Source organism: Pseudonocardia sp. ICBG162, assembly GCF_020496225.1.
GTDB classification, from domain to species: Bacteria; Actinomycetota; Actinomycetes; order Mycobacteriales; family Pseudonocardiaceae; genus Pseudonocardia; species Pseudonocardia alni.
This window is the reverse complement of the sequence record NZ_JAHLJD010000023.1, coordinates 316,374-334,441: the sequence shown is the minus strand read 5'-3', so window position 1 is coordinate 334,441 and position 18,068 is coordinate 316,374. Positions and strand designations below refer to the sequence as shown.

16 protein-coding genes are annotated in these 18,068 nt (G+C 74.5%); 6 read left to right on the top strand and 10 right to left on the bottom strand.

Annotated features, from left to right (window positions below):
* The first annotated feature begins 247 nt into the window (after positions 1 to 247).
* Positions 248 to 1,207, top strand: a complete 960-nt coding sequence (locus KPL60_RS23965) for an ATP-binding cassette domain-containing protein (protein ID WP_226367273.1) — start codon at positions 248 to 250, stop codon at positions 1,205 to 1,207.
* Entirely contained in the window at positions 1,204 to 2,031 is an 828-nt protein-coding gene (locus KPL60_RS23960; RefSeq protein WP_226355145.1) for an ABC transporter permease, read from the top strand. The genes KPL60_RS23965 and KPL60_RS23960 overlap by 4 nt, the downstream gene beginning before the upstream one ends.
* Before the next feature lie 21 nt (positions 2,032 to 2,052).
* Here the strand turns inward: KPL60_RS23960 and KPL60_RS23955 are convergent, their stop codons facing one another.
* From KPL60_RS23955 to KPL60_RS23945, 3 genes are read right to left on the bottom strand one after another with little or no spacing between them, the layout of a single operon-like run.
* Positions 2,053 to 5,145 (bottom strand): BTAD domain-containing putative transcriptional regulator, encoded by a 3,093-nt coding sequence (locus KPL60_RS23955; protein WP_226367272.1) that lies wholly within the window; start codon positions 5,143 to 5,145, stop codon positions 2,053 to 2,055.
* A 49-nt stretch (positions 5,146 to 5,194) separates the two neighbouring features.
* A complete protein-coding gene (locus tag KPL60_RS23950; RefSeq protein WP_226367271.1) occupies positions 5,195 to 6,019 on the bottom strand; it encodes an LLM class F420-dependent oxidoreductase in 825 nt (274 codons plus the stop codon).
* Positions 6,020 to 6,048: 29 nt separating this feature from the next.
* Positions 6,049 to 7,416 carry a dipeptidase gene (locus KPL60_RS23945; RefSeq protein WP_226367270.1) on the bottom strand — a complete coding sequence of 456 codons (1,368 nt, stop codon included), beginning with the start codon at positions 7,414 to 7,416 and terminating at the stop codon, positions 6,049 to 6,051.
* Between the two features lie 89 nt (positions 7,417 to 7,505).
* Here KPL60_RS23945 and KPL60_RS23940 point away from each other — a divergent pair, with 89 nt between their 5' ends.
* On the top strand, positions 7,506 to 9,188 hold the full coding sequence (locus KPL60_RS23940) for a fatty acyl-AMP ligase (protein WP_226355149.1): 1,683 nt from the start codon (positions 7,506 to 7,508) through the stop codon (positions 9,186 to 9,188).
* Between the two features lie 61 nt (positions 9,189 to 9,249).
* Here the strand turns inward: KPL60_RS23940 and pth are convergent, their stop codons facing one another.
* The 5 genes from pth to KPL60_RS23915 all read right to left on the bottom strand — a co-directional run bounded on the left by pth (position 9,250) and on the right by KPL60_RS23915 (position 13,545).
* On the bottom strand, positions 9,250 to 9,843 hold the full coding sequence (pth, locus tag KPL60_RS23935) for an aminoacyl-tRNA hydrolase (protein ID WP_226355150.1): 594 nt from the start codon (positions 9,841 to 9,843) through the stop codon (positions 9,250 to 9,252).
* Entirely contained in the window at positions 9,840 to 10,538 is a 699-nt protein-coding gene (locus KPL60_RS23930) for a 50S ribosomal protein L25/general stress protein Ctc (RefSeq protein WP_226367269.1), read from the bottom strand. Before KPL60_RS23930 ends, pth begins: the two co-directional genes overlap by 4 nt.
* Positions 10,539 to 10,722: 184 nt before the next feature.
* The gene (gene fmdA / locus KPL60_RS23925) at positions 10,723 to 11,976 is read right to left on the bottom strand and encodes a formamidase (protein WP_178374498.1); all 1,254 of its coding nucleotides are present in this window, start codon (positions 11,974 to 11,976) and stop codon (positions 10,723 to 10,725) included.
* 89 nt (positions 11,977 to 12,065) lie between these two features.
* On the bottom strand, positions 12,066 to 12,350 hold the full coding sequence (locus KPL60_RS23920; protein WP_226355152.1) for a zinc ribbon domain-containing protein: 285 nt from the start codon (positions 12,348 to 12,350) through the stop codon (positions 12,066 to 12,068).
* Between the two features lie 97 nt (positions 12,351 to 12,447).
* Positions 12,448 to 13,545 carry a substrate-binding domain-containing protein gene (locus tag KPL60_RS23915; RefSeq protein ID WP_226367268.1) on the bottom strand — a complete coding sequence of 366 codons (1,098 nt, stop codon included), beginning with the start codon at positions 13,543 to 13,545 and terminating at the stop codon, positions 12,448 to 12,450.
* Positions 13,546 to 13,617: 72 nt separating this feature from the next.
* Between KPL60_RS23915 and KPL60_RS23910 the strand changes: the two genes are divergently transcribed.
* Positions 13,618 to 14,103, top strand: a complete 486-nt coding sequence (locus KPL60_RS23910) for a MarR family winged helix-turn-helix transcriptional regulator (protein WP_226367267.1) — start codon at positions 13,618 to 13,620, stop codon at positions 14,101 to 14,103.
* Positions 14,104 to 14,165: 62 nt separating this feature from the next.
* On the opposite strand, the gene KPL60_RS23905 is transcribed toward KPL60_RS23910, so the two are convergent.
* The gene (locus KPL60_RS23905; protein WP_226367266.1) at positions 14,166 to 15,146 is read right to left on the bottom strand and encodes a ribose-phosphate diphosphokinase; all 981 of its coding nucleotides are present in this window, start codon (positions 15,144 to 15,146) and stop codon (positions 14,166 to 14,168) included.
* A complete protein-coding gene (gene glmU / locus KPL60_RS23900; protein ID WP_374228746.1) occupies positions 15,143 to 16,627 on the bottom strand; it encodes a bifunctional UDP-N-acetylglucosamine diphosphorylase/glucosamine-1-phosphate N-acetyltransferase GlmU in 1,485 nt (494 codons plus the stop codon). Before glmU ends, KPL60_RS23905 begins: the two co-directional genes overlap by 4 nt.
* A 344-nt stretch (positions 16,628 to 16,971) precedes the next feature.
* On the opposite strand from glmU, the gene KPL60_RS23895 reads away from it, so the two are divergent.
* Both KPL60_RS23895 and KPL60_RS23890 read left to right on the top strand, forming a co-directional pair.
* Complete coding sequence (locus KPL60_RS23895; RefSeq protein WP_226367264.1) at positions 16,972 to 17,493, top strand: L,D-transpeptidase; 522 nt, start codon at positions 16,972 to 16,974, stop codon at positions 17,491 to 17,493.
* Positions 17,494 to 17,595: 102 nt separating this feature from the next.
* Positions 17,596 to 18,039 carry an OsmC family peroxiredoxin gene (locus KPL60_RS23890; protein WP_062400233.1) on the top strand — a complete coding sequence of 148 codons (444 nt, stop codon included), beginning with the start codon at positions 17,596 to 17,598 and terminating at the stop codon, positions 18,037 to 18,039.
* Positions 18,040 to 18,068: the final 29 nt, after the last annotated feature.

The window sequence follows — 18,068 nt, the reverse complement described above, 5'->3', positions numbered from 1 at the left end:
CCGGGTAAGAGATCAGTAGTTCGACCGATCCGCGGCCCCCGGGTGCGCGGATACCGTCGTACTCGCGTCACGGCGGGCTGGGGAGCCTCGCCGGGGCGCGGGGGGAGAGACGGGCCGGTTCCGTCGCCACAGTCGGGGGGTGGCGACGGGACCGGGCTCGTGGCGGTGAGTCCGCCGCCCGCGGCTGTCACCGCGGTGCCAGCGCCGTACCAGGGCCGTGTCAGCGCCCGGGCGCACGCTCATCGGCATGAACACTCCCGCTATCGAGGTCGACGGCCTGGTCCGGACCTTCGGTGACGTCCGCGCCGTCGACGGGATCTCCTTCTCCGCCGGGCGCGGACAGGTCCTCGGGCTGCTCGGCCCCAACGGCTCCGGCAAGACGACGACCGTCCGCATGCTGGCCACGCTGCTCCCGCCCTCGGCGGGCCGGGCCGCGGTGCTCGGCCGCGACGTCGTCGGCGACGGCGCCGGGGTCCGCTCCCTGATCGGCCTCACCGGCCAGTACGCCGCCGTCGACGAGGCCCTGACCGGCCGCGACAACCTGTACCTGATCGGCAGGCTGCTCGACCTGCCGCGCCCGGCCGCGCGGGCCCGCGCCGTCGAGCTGATCGACCGCTTCGGGCTCACCGACGCCGCCGGGCGCCGCGCCGGCACCTACTCCGGCGGCATGCGCCGGCGGCTCGACCTGGCCGCGAGCCTCGTCGGGCGCCCCGAGGTGCTGTTCCTCGACGAGCCCACCACCGGGCTGGACCCGCTGCACCGCAACGAGGTGTGGGAGGCCGTGCGGCGGCTCGCCGAGGACGGCGTCACCGTCCTGCTCACCACCCAGTACCTGGAGGAGGCCGACCAGCTCGCGCACGACCTCGTCGTCCTGGACCGGGGGCGGGTCATCGCCTCGGGCACGGCCGCGCAGCTGAAGTCCCGGGCCGGCGGGCGACGCCTGCACGTGCGCCCCGAGCTGCCGCGCGAGGCGCCGCTGGTCGCCGCCGTCGTCGCGCAGGAGGCCGGCGCCGAGCCGACGGTCGAGCCGTCCGGGGAGGTCACCGCGGCCGTCGCCGACCACGGCGCGCTGCGTCGCACCGAGGACCGGCTGGTGGCCGAGGGCGTCGCCGTCGCCGAGATCGGTCTGCGGCTCCCCAGCCTCGACGACGTCTTCCTCTCCCTCACCGGCCACGCGGCCGAGACCACCTCCGGAGGCCCCCGATGACCGCCACCCTCGAGACCCCGCCCACCACCCCGCGCTCCGGCCGGGCGGCCGGCTCCGCCCCGCTGCTGCCCTCGACGGTGCGGCACGGGCTGTCGCTGGCCCGCCGCGGGATCGTGAAGACGATCCACTCGCCGGAGGCGCTGATCGACGTCACGCTGCAGCCGGTCATCTTCCTGCTGCTGTTCGTCTACGTCTTCGGCGGCGCGATCGCCGGCAACAGCACGGAGTACCTGCACTACGCCCTGCCCGGCGTCCTGCTCCAGACGGTCGTGTTCGCCTCCGCGGGCACCGGCGTGGGCCTGGCCGAGGACCTCAAGACCGGGATCTTCGACCGCTTCCGCAGCCTGCCGATCTCCCGCGCGGCCCCGCTGGTCGGCGCGATCGGCGCGGACCTCGTCCGCTACGTGACCTCCGGCGTGATCATGCTGGTGTTCGGGTTCGCGCTCGGCTACCGGACCCCGGCGGGTCCGTTCGGGATCCTCGCCGCGTTCGGGCTGGTCGTCGCGTTCGCGTTCGGCCTGTGCTGGGTGTTCACCGCGCTCGCGATGGTCGTGAAGCAGCCCCGCTCGGTGCAGGGACTGTCCGCGCTGATCATGCTGCCGCTGACGTTCGCCAGCTCGGTGTTCGTCCCGACGCAGACGATGCCCGGCTGGCTGCAGGGCTTCGTCGCGGTCAACCCGGTCTCGCGGACCGCGGACGCCGTGCGTGCCCTGCTCGACGGCGCGCCGGCGGGTGGTGCGGCGACGGTGTCGCTGCTGACGTCCGCGGGCCTTGTCGTGGTCTTCGCGCCGCTGGCCGTCGCGCTCTACCGCCGCCGCACCTGAGGGCGCGCGGAGGTCCGGCGCTCACGGTGTAGGGGGCGCGTCCCGGGGGAGGGCCCGGCCACGGTCGACCGCAGCGTCGGCCGCGGCCGGGCCCAGCCGTGCGCGGACCCCCTCCAGCGTCGCGACGACCTCGGGCAGACCCAGGTGCAGCGCCCCCCGGCGGGCCAGGGCGACGCCGAGCAGCTCACCGGCCCGCTCCGCGTCCCCCGCGTCCAGCGCCCACCGTGCGGAGGTCTCGGCGACCAGGCCGAGGATCGGCCCGTCCTCGCTGGCGACGGCGGACCGCCCGGCCTGCTCCAGCCGTTCGCGGGCGTCGTCGGGACGTCCGAGGGCGAGCAGCGCGGCCGCGATGAGCGCGTGCGTCGACGCCTCCCGCTGCAGCCGTCCGGGGCCGGGCCGGGCCGGCACGTCGGACTCCTGGAGCAGGTCCAGGGCCTCCTGCGGCTTCCCGAGCCGCAGCTCGACGTCGGCCCGGCCCCACCGCAGGCCGAAGTCCGCACGGGGGTCGTCGACGATGTCCTGGTCGAAGGCCAGGCGGAGGTGCTCGCGGGCCTCGGTCTCGTCGCCGTCGCGGGCGGCGAGCCGGGCGAGCTGCAGGTGGAACTGGGGGACGTCGTCGGCGTTGCCCAGCTCGGCGGACAGCGCGACCGCCTCGGTCCAGGCCCGGCGGGCGGCGTCGGTGTCCCCGGCGTAGTCCTCCAGCTCACCGAGTGCGAACGTCGTCATCCCGAGCCCGAAGCGGTCCCCGGTCCGGGCGAACAGCTCGTGCGCGGCCCGCAGCCGGACCCGCTGCACGTCGAGGTCGCCGGTGTTCTCGGCGTACGCGGCGATGATCTGCGACGCCGTCGCCCGCAGCCACGGCTCGCCGTCGCCGTCGGCGATGGCCACGAGCGCGGAGCGGTCACCGTCACCGAACAGCAGGCCCGTGGGCCGGGCGAGCTCGACCACCGGGTGCCGCGGCTCGGGCAGCTCCGGCCACAGCGCGACGACGGCGGCGAGCTCCGCCTGCGCCGCACCCGGCTCGTCGCCGAACCCGATGTGGACCGTCGCCCGGATCGTGCGGGCGAACGCGACCGCGGCGGCCGGCGCGTCCGCCGGGACCGTCGCGACCCGGTCGGACCAGCGCTTCAGCGACCCGAGGTCGCCGCGGACCATCCAGCTCCAGCCCAGTGCCGCGAACAGCCGGTGCGCCCGGGGACCGTCGCCGGCGTCGCCGGCGTCGACGGCGCGGTCCAGCGCGCGGACGGCCTCGCCCTCCACCCGCCGGACGACGGCGAGCTGGTCGAGCTGGTCCCCGGTGCGCAGCCGCGGCTCCCCGGGTTCCAGCACCGCGAGCAGGTGGTCGGCGTGTGCCGCGGTCACGGCGTCGTGGTCCGGCGCGTCGGCCAGCCGTGCGGCCGCGTACTCGCGGATGGTCTCCAGCATCCGGTAGCGGGTCGCACCGTCCTCGGCGCCGTCGACCGGGACGACCAGCGACTTCTCGACCAGCGCCGGGAGCAGGTCGAACGCGTCGTCGCCGCAGACGGCCTCGACGGTGCGGGCGTCGACGGGACCGGCGAACACCCCGAACCGGGTTGCGAGCGCCCGTTCGGCGGGGGAGAGCAGGTCCCAGCTCCAGTCGACGACGGCCCGCAGCGTCTGGTGGCGGGGCAGCGCGGTCCGGGCACCGGTCACCAGCAGCCGGAAGCGGTCGGCGAGCCGGTCGGCGATCTCGGCCGGGGTCATGCTCCGCACCCGGGCCGCCGCGAGCTCGATCGGCAGCGGCTGACCGTCGAGCCGACGGCAGATCTCGGCGACGGCCCGGGCGTGGGCGGCCGGGTCGAGGTCCGGCCGGACGGCGACGGCGCGTTCGGCGAACAGCCGCGTCGCCTGCGCCGGGTCCAGCGACCCCAGCGGGTGCAGGACCTCGCCCGGCACACCGAGGGGCTCCCGGCTGGTCGCCAGCACCCGCAGCCCGGGCAGCCGGGCGAGCAGGTCGTGGACGAGGTCCGCGACGTCGTCGACCAGGTGCTCGCAGTTGTCCAGCAGCAGCACCAGCTCGCGGCCGGTCAGCGCCGACACCAGCCGTGCCCTGGCGTCCGGACCACCGCGGTCCGCGACCGACAGCTCCGGCCCGCCGACGGCGTGCAGCGCGGCCGGGACCACCTGGTCGCCGCCGGTCAGCGCGGCCAGCTCGACCACGGCGACGGCCGTACCGACGTCGCGCACCGCCTCCTGCGACAGCCGGGTCTTCCCGGCCCCGCCCGGCCCGACCACGGTGACCAGCCGCGTCGAGCCGAGCAGCGCCCGTACCCGGTCCAGGTCCTTCTCGCGGCCGACGAACGAGGTCAGCGCCACCGGCCGGGTCCGCTCCGGCGGCGGCCCCGGCCGCCGTGCGGCGACCACGGTCGCGGGCGGGTCGTCGCGCAGCAGCTCGGTGCGGGTCCGCAGCAGCTCCGGGCCCGGATCGACGCCGAGCTCCTCGGCCAGTGCGGTCCGGGTCCGGTCGAGCACGGCCAGCGCGTCGGCCCGCCGACCGGTCGCGTGCAGCCCGCGGGCCAGCGCGACGGCCGTGGTCTCCCGCAGCGGCTGCTCGGCCAGGATCGCGGTGAGGACGTCCAGGCCCGCAGCGGGCAGCCCCGCCGCGAGACCGCGCGCGGCCAGTTCCTCGGCGGCGTCGGCGCGGGCGTCGGACAGCCGGGTCGCGGCGGGCGCGGCGAACGCCAGTCCGTTGAGCCCGCCCAGCGGCGGGCCGTGCCACAGGTCGAGGGCCTCGGTGAGCAGGGCGCGGGCGCGGTCGTCGTCCGGGTCGGCCGCCGCGGTCCGGCGCAGTGCGGCGAACCGCAGCGCGTCGACCTCGTCCGGGTCGACGGCCAGCAGGTAGCCGCCGGTGGCCGACCGCACCCGGTCGGCACCGATCGCGCGGCGCAGCCGGGTGGCGAGGGACTGGAGCGCGTTCGCCGTCGACGGCGGGTCGTCACCCCACAGCGCGTCGACCAGCGTCGCGGTGTCGACCGGGTGCCCGGCGTCGAGCGCGAGCCGGGCGAGCAGACCCCGCACCCGGGCGCCGGCGGGCAGCAGCTCGCGCCCGCCGGCGTCGGTGAGGGAGACGGGGCCGAGCAGCCGGATCGACATCACCGGCCATTCTGCCCCGCAACGGCCACCGGTTTCCGGCCGACCGAGGTCAGCTCGACCGCCGGACCACCTGCGCCAGCTCGTCGAGTTTCGTCAGGGTCTCGGACTCCGGCAGGGTCGGCAGCAGGAACGTGACCCGCTCGACGCCGACCTCGGCGTAGCCGGCGACGACGTCGGGGTCCGGCTTCCCGCCGAACACCGTGGTCGGCACGTCCGGCTTGCCCCGCTCGGCGAGGTCGTCGCGGACGCGGCGGATCTCGTCGTAGGAGGTGTGCGAGCGCGGGAGCCAGCCGTCGCGGACCTCGGCGAGCCGGTTCAGTGCGGCCTCGCTCTCCCCGCCCAGGTAGATCGGCGGGGTGCGGACCGGCTTGGGCCAGGAGAAGGACCGCTCGACGTCGAGGTGCTTGCCGTGGAACTCGGCCTCGTCCTCGCTCCACAGTGCCCGCAGCGCGTGCAGTTGCTCGGTCATGAGCGGCCCGCGGGTCCTCGGGTCGACGCCGTGGTTGCGCATCTCCTCGCGGTTCCACCCCGCGCCGACGCCGAACAGCAGCCGCCCGCCGGACACCAGGTCGAGGCTCGCGGTCTGCTTGGCGGTGTGGATGACGTCGCGCTGCGGCAGGAGCACGATCCCGGTGCCCAGCAGCAGGTCCGTGGTCGTCCCCGCCATCGCGGTGAGCGCGACGAACGGGTCGAGGGTGCGGTAGTAGACCCGCGGGAGGTCGCCCCCGCCGGGGTAGGGCGACTCCCGGCTGGTCGGGATGTGCGAGTGCTCGGCGAGGAACACCGAGTCGAAACCGCGTTCCTCCAGCGCCCGGCCCAGCGGCCCGGGACGGATGCCCTCGTCGGTCACGAACGTTGCGATGCCGAACTTCATGACCGGCGGGTACCCGTCGGGCCGGACCGTCACGCCCGGCCGGCGAGCCGGTCCAGCAGCAGTGCCTCCGCGAGCACCCCGCGCCCGAACATGCCCAGGTGCAGGCTCTCGTCGATGCCGTGCCAGCGGCTGGCCGGGTCCCCGACCCCGGTGACCAGCACCGCCGCGCCCGGGAAGGTCCGCGCGAACTCCGCGATGAACGGGATCGAACCGCCGATGCCGGTCTCGACGGCGTCGTTGCCGTAGGCGGCGGAGAACGCGGCGCGGGCGTGGTCGTAGACCTCGCCGGCCGAGGACAGGCTGAACGGCTCGGCGACGCCGTGGCCGGGCGTCACCGACACGTGCGCGCCCCACGGGACGTTGCCCTCCAGGTGCTCCGCGAGAGCGCGCTGGGCCTCGCGGGCGTCCTGGCCGGGAGCCAGCCGCATGCTGACCATCGCGCGGGCGCGGGGGAGCAGCACGTTCGAGGCCTCGGCGACCTTCGGCGCGTCGATCCCCAGCACCGCGACGGCGGGCGCGTGGTTGGTCCGGTCCGGGATCGAGCCGGTGCCGAGCAGCTCGACGCCGTCGAGCAGGCCCGCGTCGGAGCGGTAGGTGGCCTCGTCCGGGTCGGGCGCGTCGGAGCTGCCGCGCACCAGGCCGGGGACGGCGACCTCGCCCTTGTCGTCGTGCAGGGTGGCCAGGGTGCGGCACAGCGCGGTCAGCGCGTCCCCGATCGGGCCGCCGTAGACCCCGGAGTGCACCGGACGCTCCAGCATCGACACCTCGATGACGACGTCGACCAGGCCGCGCAGGCTGGTGGTCAGCGCCGGGACGTCGACGGCCGGGTTGGCGGCGTCGGCGATCACGATGACGTCGGCGGAGAGCTTCTCGCGGTGCTCGGCCAGGAGCGCGGTCAGCGTGGGGGAACCGGACTCCTCCTCGCCCTCGATGAACAGCACGACCCCGACCGGCGGCCGTCCCTCGTAGGCGCGGAGCACGGCGAGGTGGGTCATGACGCCGGCCTTGTCGTCGGCGGCGCCACGGCCGTAGAGCCGCCCGTCGCGCTCGGTCGGCTCGAACGGCGGGCTGGTCCACGCGTCGTCGCCGCCGGTGGGCTGGACGTCGTGGTGGGCGTAGAGCATGACCGTCGGCATGCCCTCGGGTGCGGGCCAGTGCGCGACGACGGCCGGGGCCCCGCCGTCGGCGGAGATGATCTCGACCGAGGCGGCACCCGCGTCACGGGCCAGCGTCGCGACGGCGTCCGCGGAGCGGCGGGTGTCCTCGGCGTGTGCCGGGTCGGCCCAGATGCTCGGGATGCGGACCAGCGCCTCGAGGTCCGTGCGCGCGCCCGGGAGGACGGCGTCGACGGCGGCGGAGAGCGCTGCGGGAGCGGGGTCGGTGTGCGGCTCGGCCATGCGTTCGGATGCTACGCGCGCCCGGCGCGGTCGCACCGGTCGCCGATCGTGCCGCCCCGCACGGGCGGTTCGTCGCTACATTCGGGCCCATGTCCCGATTCCTGGCGACGTTGCTGGAGTCCGCGACCGTTCCCCACGGGCTCGCCCGTGGGATGACGACGGGGGAGCCGCGCGATCCCGTGCGGCGTTCCTGGGCGGAGGTGCACGAGACGGCCCGCGGGATCGCGGACGCCCTGCGACGCCCCGGCGACGACGGCGGCCCGGCCCTGCCGTTCGGCGGCGCCGTCGGGGTGCTGGCCGGGGAGCCCGCGGCGATCGCCCCGGCCGCGCAGGCGGTGTGGCTGTGCGGCGGCAGCGTGACGATGCTGCACCAGCCGACCCCGCGCACCGACCTGGCCGAGTGGGCCGCCGACACGGTCACGACGCTGACGATGGTCGACGCCGCGATGGTGCTGCTCGGCCCGCCCTTCGACGCCCTCGCCCCGGTCCTGACCGAGCGCGGTGTCCCGTTCCGGATGCTCGACTCGCTGACCGGTGACCCGGCCGCGTTCGTCGCGGACGCCGCCGTCGCCGACGAGGGCGACACCGCGTTGCTGCAGCTCACGAGCGGTTCCACCGCGGCCCCGAAGGCGGTGCGGATCACCCACGCGAACCTGCACGCCAACATCGGGGCGATGGTGACCGCGTCCGCTCTGGACGTCGCGACCGACCGGATGGTGTCGTGGCTGCCGCTGTTCCACGACATGGGGATGGTCGGGTTCCTGACCGTCCCGATGACGGTCGGGCTGGACCTGGTCACCGTCACCCCCGCGGACTTCCTGGGCCGCCCGCGGCTGTGGGCCGAGCTGATCTCGAAGTACGGGGGCACCGTCACCGCGGCCCCGAACTTCGCCTACGCCGTGCTGGCCCGCCAGCTCGCCCGGGTCGACGACGGCGCTCTCGACCTGTCCTCGCTGCGGCTGGCGCTCAACGGCGCCGAGCCGGTGGACCCGGCGGCCGTCGCGGCGTTCACCGACGCCGGCGCCCGCTTCGGGCTGCGACCGGAGTCGGTCCTGTGTGCCTACGGGATGGCCGAGACCGCGCTCGGGGTGTCCTTCGCGCCCGTCCACACCGGGCTGAAGGTGGACCGGGTCGACGCCGAGTCCCTGGAGGCGCACCGGCGCGCCGAGCACGCGGGCACCGGTCCGGTGCGGGAGTTCCCCGAGCTGGGACCCCCGCTGCCCGGGATCGAGGTGAAGGTCGTCGGCAGCGGTGGTCGCGTGCTGGGCCCCCGGGAGGTCGGGGTGCTGCACCTGCGCGGCGACGCCGTGACGCCCGGCTACCTCACCGTCGACGGCCCGGTGTCCACCCAGGACCGCGACGGCTGGTTCGACACCGGCGACGAGGGCTACCTGACCCCCGACGGCGCCGTCGTCGTGTGCGGACGCACCAAGGACGTGATCATCATGGGTGGGCGCAACATCTACCCGACCGACATCGAGCGTGCCGCCGGTGCGGTCGAGGGCGTGCGCGCGGGCAACGTCGTCGCGGTCCGGATCCCGGCAGGCGACGGGCGGCACCGGGAGTCGTTCGCCGTCGCCGTCGAGGCGAAGGGGGCCGACGGCCCCGAGGCGGTGCGTGCCATCCGCGACGACGTGATCCGCCGTGTCGTCTCCGCGGTGGGGGTGCGGCCGGCCGAGGTCGCGGTGCTGGCGCCGGGGAGCCTGCCGAAGACGCCGTCGGGGAAGCTGCGCCGCGCCGCGACGGCGGACCTGCTCACCGCCCGCCGCTGACCCGGACGCACGGGAGCCCCGGTCCCTGTGGAGGGACCGGGGCTCCCGTGGACGACGGGGCTCAGCCCGACAGCGGGTGGAACCGGTTCTGCGCCGGCTCCAGGCCCTCGGACAGCAGGGCCTCGGCGGCGTCCGCGGCGAGGTCCAGACCGAAGTCGAGCTCCTTGTTCTCCACGCCGGAGAACCGCTTGAGCACGTAGTCCGCCGGGTCCTGACGACCCGGCGGCCGGCCGATGCCGAACCGCACGCGCAGGTAGTCCTTCGTGCCCAGCGCCTTGCTGATCGAGCGCAGGCCGTTGTGCCCGCCCTCGCCACCGCCGCGCTTGAGGCGGACCACGCCGAAGTCGAGGTCCAGCTCGTCGTGGACGACGATCACCTCGGTCGGCGGGATCGAGAAGTACTGCACGAGCCCGGCCACCGGGCCGCCCGAGAGGTTCATGTACGTCCGGGGGACGGCCACGGTCACCGGGCGACCGGCGAGCCGGCCCTGCGCGATGTCGGAGTTCGACCGCTTGTGCGCGGAGAACCGGCCGGCGCCGGCCCGCGTCGCCAGCAGTGCGGCGACGCGGGTACCGACGTTGTGCCGGGTGCCCTCGTAGTCCGGACCCGGGTTCCCGAGTCCGACGACGAGGGCCGGCCCCGGCACGGGGCTCACTTGTCGGAGGACTCGGAGTCGCCCTCGGAGTCCGCGGAACCCTCGGCGGAGTCGCCCTCGGCCTCGGCCTCGGCGGCCTGCTCCTCGTCGGACGGCTCCTCGACCACACCGGCGCCCTCGGCGTCGACCTCGGCCTCGAGGTCCTCCTCGGTCGGGGCCGGGACGACCTGCACGACGAGGTACTCCTCGTCGGTGCGCAGCTCGACGCCACCGGGGAGCCTGAGGTCCTTGGCGAAGTACTGGGTGCCGATCTCCGCGTCCTCGATGGAGACCTCGATGTTCTCCGGGATGTTCAGCACGTCGGCCTCGACCAGGACGGTGTTGAGGTCCTGGGTGACCAGCGAGCCGGGGACGGCCTCGCCGGTGACGACGACGTCGAGCTCGACCTCGACCTTCTCGCCACGCTTGATGACGAGCAGGTCGACGTGCTCGATGTAGGGGCGCAGCGGGTGCACGACCACGGTCTTGGTCAGCGCGAGCTGCGGGGTGCTGCCGTCGACGTCGAGCTCCAGCACGGCGTTGCGGCCCTGCTCGCGGACGACCGCGGCGAACTGCAGCGACGGCAGCGACAGGTGGACGGGGTCGGTCCCGTGGCCGTAGAGGACGGCGGGGATCTTGCCGGCGCGACGGGTGCGACGGGCGGCGCCCTTGCCGAACTCGGTCCGGGTCTCGGCGGGAATGCGGGTCTGGGCCACGGGAACTGCTCCTCGAACTGTCTGCGGTGGAAGGCGCGCGCGGCGAGGAGCCGACCGGGATCGGCCCACGTCGATCACGGCGGGTCAAGGTGCACCCGCCCTCGCCGCGGAGATGCCGAGAAGAGTACGCCAGGCCCGTGGCCGTCCCGGGGCCAGCCCCCGGGACGACCGCGGAACCCGCTGGTCAGGCCGCCGAGTGGGGGACGCCCTGGCCCGGGTCGATGCGGTGCGGGCCGTTCTTGCCCGGCTTGACGTCGAAGTCGAAGATCCCGGTCGGCAGGTAGACCGTCGAGCACGAGTTCGGGATGTCGACCACGCCGGACAGCCTGCCCTCGATCGGCGCCGCCCCGAGGATCATGTAGGCCTGGATCGGGGAGTAGCCGAAGTTCGTCAGGTAGTCGATCGCGTGCAGGCAGGCCCGCTGGTACGACAGGTGCGAGTCGAGGTAGCGCTGCTCGCCGTCGAGGGTGACCGAGGTGCCGGAGAACGCGATCCACTCGCTGTACTGCGGGTCGGTGTTGCCCGGCACGAAGATCGCGTTCTCGGAGACGCCGTAGGTCGCCATGCCGCCCTTGATGACGTCGACGTGCAGGTCGATGAACCCGCCCATCTCGATCGCGCCGCAGAAGGTGATCTCGCCGTCGCCCTGGGAGAAGTGCAGGTCGCCCATCGACAGGTTCGCGCCGTCGACGAACACCGGGTAGAAGACCCGGCTGCCCTTCGTGAGGTTCTTGATGTCCTGGTTGCCGCCGTTCTCCCGGGGCGGTGCGGTGCGCGCGGCCTCCGCGGCGGCCCGGTCGAAGTCGGCGCCGGTCAGCGAGCCGAGGATCGCCGAGTCCGGGTTCGGCGGCAGGGCCAGCGGCGGCACCCGCTCCGGGTCGGTGTCGATCAGCGCCTGCTCGCGGGCGTTCCAGCGGCCGAGCAGCTCGGGCGACGGCGCCGTCCCCATCAGCCCGGGGTGGACGATCCCGGTGAACGACACCCCCGGGACGTGCCGGGAGGTGGCCGTCCCGCCCTGGAAGTCCCAGATGACCTTGTAGGCGTCGGGGAACTGCTCGGTGAGGAAGCCGCCGCCGTTGCGGGTGGCGAACACGCCGGTGTAGCCCCAGCCCTGCCCGGCCAGCGGGCCGGAGTCCTCCTGCGGGATCGGCCCGACGTCGAGGATGTCGACGATCAGCAGGTCACCCGGCTGCGCCCCCTCGACGGCGATCGGCCCGGACAGCACGTGCACCCCGGCGAGCGGGGCGTTCAGGATGTCGTCGGCGGAGTCGTCGTTGTGGATGGCGCCGTCGAACCACTCGCGGCAGTCGACCCGGAACGTGTCCCCGGGCTTGACGTGGACCTGCGCCGGGATGTCGGGGTGCCACCGGTTGTGGCCGGTCAGCTGCTGGTCGGTGAAGGTCTTGGTGCTGTCGAGGGGGAAGACGTTCCTGGGCATCGGACACTCCCGGGGTCGGTGCGGACGCGGGCGGGGCGGACGGGGTGCAGCGGTCGGTGCGGCGGTCGGTGAGGCGCGGGGCGCCGCGGTCAGGGACGCGGCAGACCGCGGGTGGCGGGGTGCAGCGGCGGCCCGCCGGGGCGCAGCGGGCGCGGCGGCGGCGCGGAGACGACCTGCGGCTCGTGGGCGGTGGCCGTGGTGCGGTCGATCAGGGCCATCCGGCCGCGGTCGGCGAGGCCGACCATCGGTGCGGTGATGACGCGCGGGGACTGCTCCCCGCAGGTGGGGCAGCGCGCCGTCGCGGGGGCGCTGCCGATCGGGTGCCGTTCCTCGACGGGGCCGTCGGCCCCGCACCGGTAGACGTAGAGCGCCACGGTCGTACCTCCCGGCACGCCGGGCGACCCGACATGCATCCGAGGAAATATTTTCCTGGGAAAGTACGACCGACGGGCCGGGGTGTCAACGGACCCGTCAGAGTTGCTGGACGACGTCCCAGGCCACCCCGTCGGCGACGGCGAGGAACACCTGCTGGCGCAGGTGCCGCCCGTGCACCTCGACGGTCCCGCGCGGGCTCTCGTAGGCCAGCCCCTCGGCCACCGCGGTCATCGCCGGGACCTCGGGCGACCCGGCCCGGCGCATGAGCTCGGTCAGCAGCCGGACGCCCTCGTAGCAGGACTCGCCGAGGCTGTTGAGCACCGGCGCGTCCGGGCCGAAGCGGTGGGCGTGCGCGGCCGCGAAGTCCAGCCCCGACGCCGTGCCCAGGTCCTCGAAGTAGCCGGCCGAGGTGAGCAGGCCGCGGGTGTTCTCCGGGCCCGAGGCGAGCAGCACGTTCTCCTCGATCAGCGAGCTGAACCGCAGGATCTCCCGGTCCAGCCCGAGGGCGCAGAACGCCCGGTTGAACTCGACGGCGTCGTTGCCGATCAGCAGCATCAGGACGGCGTCGCAGCCGCTCGCCTCGACCCGGTGCAGCACGCGCGAGAAGTCCTCGGTGCCCAGCGGCACGTACATCTCGTCGCAGACCGTCCCGCCGATCCGGCGCAGGTGCTCGGTCGCGACCTGCGCGGACCTGCGCGGCCACACGTAGTCGTCGCCGACGATCGTCCAGCGGCGCACCCCGGCGGCCTCGGCGAACCAGCTCAGCGACGGGCCCAGCTGCAGGTCCGGGGTCTCCCCGGTCAGGAACAGCCCCGGTCGCTGCTCACCGCCCTCGTACAGGGCGGTGTAGGCGTAGGGCACCCGCCCGCGGATCCGGGGCGCGACGGCCTCGCGGACCGCTGAGATGTGCCAGCCGGTGACCGCGTCCACGGCCCCGGCGCTGACCAGCGCGTCGAGCTCCGCGGCGACGACGGCGGGTGGCGCGCCGCCGTCGACCGGCACCAGGTTCAGCTCCCGGCCGAGCACCCCGCCCGCGGCGTTGACCTCCTCGGCGGCCAGCGTCGCGCAGGTCTCGCAGGACGGGCCGAAGATGCCCGCCGGACCCTGCAGCGGGACGACCAGCGCCACGTTGAGCATCTCGCTCCCGCGCGCCGGCACCGCCGTCGCGCGCCCGGGGTCCGGGAACGGAGTCATGCAGGTGACGCTATCCATCGTGGCGTCGCCCACCTAGCGTCTCGTCGGAAAACGTCCGGTTACGATGCGCTCATGTCGGAGCCCGCGGAGCACGTGCGGCCGTCCGGGGACGAGTCGCTGCGCCTGCTCTGCGCGGTGGGCCGGACCCTGGACCAGGAGCTCGACGAGGCCCTGCGCGGCTGCGGGTCCGACGTCGACCAGTGGCGGGTGCTCGGCCTGCTCGCCTCGCGCGGCGGCTGCACGATGAGCGTGGTCGCCGAGCACGCGCTGCTGCTGGCGCCGCGGGCGACCAAGCTCGTGGACCGGATGACCGCGGCGAACCTCGTGCACCGCAGGCCCGACGTCGTCGACCGGCGCCGGGTGCTCGTCGTCGCCACCGAGCGGGGCCGCGCGGCACTCGCGGAGTGGGACGCCGCGGCGGCCGGGGTGCTGGACCGCTACCGGGACCTGCTGGGCACCGACGCCGCCCTGTTCGACGACGTGCTGCGCCGGCTGCAGGACGCGACCGGGCGGGCCGGGGCGCCGGGTCTGGCCGGGCTCGCCACGACCGAGGGCTGAGGCGGAACGACCGACGGCGCCCCACCCGCGGGTGGAGCGCCGTCGGCGGACGTGCGGAGTGCTCAGGCGTTGCCGTCGAACAGGCTCGTGACCGAGCCGTCCTCGAACACCTGGTGGATCGCCTCGGCCAGCAGCGGGGCGATCGGCAGCACGGTCATGCTGTCGAACCGCTTCTCGGCCGGGATCGGCAGCGAGTCGGTGAAGATGACCTCCGACGCGCCGCAGTTCGCGAGGCGCTCGGTGGCCGGGCCGGACAGCACGCCGTGGGTGGCGGCCACGATCACGTCCGAGGCGCCCTCCTTGAGTAGCACCTCGACCGCCTTCGCGACGGTGCCACCGGTGTCGATCATGTCGTCGATGACCACGCAGCAGCGGCCCTCGATCTCACCGACCACCCGGTTCGCGACGGCCTCGTTCGGCTTGAGCGGGTCCCGGGTCTTGTGGATGAACGCCAGCGGGGTTCCGCCGAGGGTCTCGGCCCAGCGCTCGGCCAGGCGCACCCGTCCGGAGTCGGGGGAGACGACGGCGAAGTTCCCGTCCGGCCGGGTGCTCTTGATGTGCTGGGCGAGCACCGGCAGCGCGAACAGGTGGTCGACGGGGCCGTCGAAGAAGCCCTGGATCTGCGACGTGTGCAGGTCCAGGGTCAGGATCCGGTCGGCGCCGGCGGTCTTGAACATGTCCGCGACGAGGCGGGCCGAGATGGGCTCGCGGCCGCGGTGCTTCTTGTCCTGACGGGCGTAGCCCCAGAACGGCATGACCGCGGTGATCCGCTTGGCCGACCCGCGCTTGAGCGCGTCGACCATGATCAGCTGCTCCATGATCGCGTCGTTGATCGGGGCGGAGTGCGCCTGGATCACGAACGCGTCGCTCCCGCGGACCGACTCCTCGAAGCGGCAGAAGATCTCACCGTTCGCGAAGGAGTAGGCGGACTGCGGGGTGACCGTGACGTCGAGCTCCTTCGCCACGTGCTCGGCGAGCTCCGGGTGCGCCCTCCCCGAGAACAGCATCATGTTCTTCTTGGGAGTGCCTGCGATCGCGCTCACCGTGCGGTGCCTCCTCGGCTGAGGTCTCTCGGGTCTGTCGTTCCGGCGGAGGTGGTGTGACCTGCGCCGTCGCTGCTGGTCGTGCCGTTCGTGGACGGGTCGCTGCCCGCCCGCTGTGCCGCCTCGGCGGCGGGGGTGCCGGGCCGCTTGCGCGGCACCCACCCCTCGATGGTGCGCTGTGCTCCACCCGACACCGCGAGCGCCCCCGGCGGGACGTCCTCGCGGAGCACGGTCCCGGCGCCGGTGTAGGCGCCGTCCCCGACCGTGACCGGGGCGATGAACATGGTGTCCGACCCCGTCTTCACGTGGGATCCGATGACGGTCCGCTGCTTGCGGACACCGTCGTAGTTGACGAACACCGACGAGGCGCCGATGTTGCTCATCTCGCCGATCGTCGCGTCCCCGACGTAGGTCAGGTGCGGGACCTTGGTGCCCGCGCCGATGTCGGAGTTCTTGACCTCGACGAACGTGCCGATCTTGCCGCGCTCGCCGAGGACGGCGCCCGGGCGCAGGTAGGCGAACGGCCCGACCGACGCGCCGGGCCCGATCCGGGACTCCGACCCGTGGGTGCGGACGACGCTCGCGCCGGCCCCGACGACGGTGTCGGTCAGCGTGGTGTCGGGCCCGATCACCGCGGCCTCGTCGACCTCGCACACTCCGTGCAGCTGGGTGCCGGGGTGCAGGACGACGTCGCGCGCGAGCCGCACGTCGACGTCGACCCGGGTGGTGGCGGGGTCGACCACGGTGACCCCGGCCAGCATCCACTCCCGCAGCACGCGGCGGTTCAGCTCCGCGCCGAGCTCGGCGAGCTGGACGCGGTCGTTCACGCCGCGCACGCGCCACTCGTCGTCGCAGCGGACGGCGTGCACCGTCCGGTCCGCGGCGACAGCGGCGGCGACCAGGTCGGTGAGGTAGAGCTCCTGCTGGGCGTTGTGCGCGGCCAGGCCCGCGATGCCCGCGCGCAGGAACGCGGCGTCGAAGGCGTAGACGCCGGAGTTGACCTCCGCGATGGCCCGCTGCTCCGGTGTCGCGTCGGTCTGCTCGACGATCCCGGTGACGGCACCGTCGGCGGTGCGCACGATCCGGCCGTAGCCGGTGGGGTCGGCGACCTCGCAGGTCAGCAGGGTGACCGCGGCGCCGTGGTCGGCATGCTCGGTGACCAGCGCGGACAGGGTCGCGGTGTCGAGCAGCGGGACGTCGCCGTAGGTGACCAGGACGGTGCCGGTCAGGTCCGCGGGGAGCGGGGTGAGGCCGCTGCGGACCGCGTCGCCGGTGCCGAGGCGCTGCTCCTGGACGGCGGTGGTGGCGGTGCGCCCGAGGGCGGCGGAGATGCCGTCGACGGCCTGCTCCACCCGCTCGCGCTCGTGTCCGACGACGACCACGAGGTGCTCGGGGGCGGTACCGGCCAGTGCGTGCACCGCGTGGCCGAGCATGCTGCGCCCGCCCAGCTCGTGGAGCACCTTCGGCGTCGACGACCGCATCCGCGAACCCGCGCCCGCCGCGAGGACGATGCCGGCCGCGACCGTCGCCGTTCCGGGTGCCGGTCGGTCACCGGTGCCGGCCCGGTCGGGTTCGGGCATGTTCGGTTCCTCCTGCCGGACTCGCCGCCCGTGCCGGGCGGAGGACGCGGGACGCGCCGTGCCGGTACGGCATCGTACGGGGACGGCCCCGGGTGACCCGGCGGGCCCGTCACGCCCGCGGTGACGTCGCCGTAAACCCAAGATCAACCCTTCGGGTGGTAACCGGTCGGGTACCGGACTCGTTCCACCGTTCAGACGACGGTGACCGGCCGGCCACCGTCCGTGATGCCGATGAGCGGAGTGCGATGACGCGCGAGGTCGAGGGACGCCGTCGGCGGCCCCGGGTGATGACGGTCCTGGCCACGGTGGTGGCCCTGGTGCTGGCCGGGCTGACCGCCGGGATGATCGGGACCGCGTCCGCGGCGCCGACGGAGTCCGACCGGGGCGGTCCGGGGCGCGCCGAGGGCACGCCCTGCTCGGCGGCCGCGCGCGCCTGCGTCGACCTCGCGAACAGCACGGCGTGGCTGATCCGCGACGGGAAGATCGAGGCCGGGCCGGTCCCGGCGTCGTTCGGGAAGAAGGGCCAGCGCACCCCGGCCGGCGTCTTCCAGGTCCAGTGGAAGAACAAGGACCACCGCAGCGCGGAGTTCAACAACGCACCGATGCCGTTCGCGGTCTTCTTCGCCCCCGGCGGCATCGCCTTCCACGAGGGCAACACCGAGACCGAGTCCGCGGGCTGTGTCCGGCTGTCCCGCGCGAACGCCGAGCGCTGGTTCAACTCGCTGCAGGTCGGCGACCGGGTCGAGGTCACCAACATCCCGCAGTGACCGGCGGCGTTTCGCGGTCCGGGGTGGCGGGAACGTCCGGGACGGACAAGACTGCCGAGTGATCGGTTGTGCAAAATCGGTCCCCACGACACGGAGGTAACGATGCCCACGCGCAGCGCCCGCACCGCATGGAACGGCTCTCTGGAGCAGGGATCCGGCCAGGTCGAGCTGTCCAGCTCCAAGGTCGGTACCTACGAGGTCAGCTTCCCCAAGCGCGCCGCGGACGACGCCGGTGGCACCACCAGCCCGGAGGAGCTCATCGCCGCGGCGCACTCCGCCTGCTACGCGATGCAGCTCTCGGCGAACATCGCCGAGGCGGGCGGGACCCCCGAGGCCCTCGACGTCTCGGCCGACGTCTCCCTCGGCCCGGACAAGGACAACGGCGGCTTCAAGCTGACCGGCATCACGCTGAAGGTCCGCGGTGAGGTCACCGGACTCGACGCCGACGGCTTCGCCAAGGCCGCGGAGGCCGCCAAGGCCGGCTGCCCCGTGTCGAAGGCGCTGACCGGCGTCGAGATCACGCTGGACGCCGCGCTGGAGAGCTGAGACCCGCACGTCGCGACGCCCCCGACCGG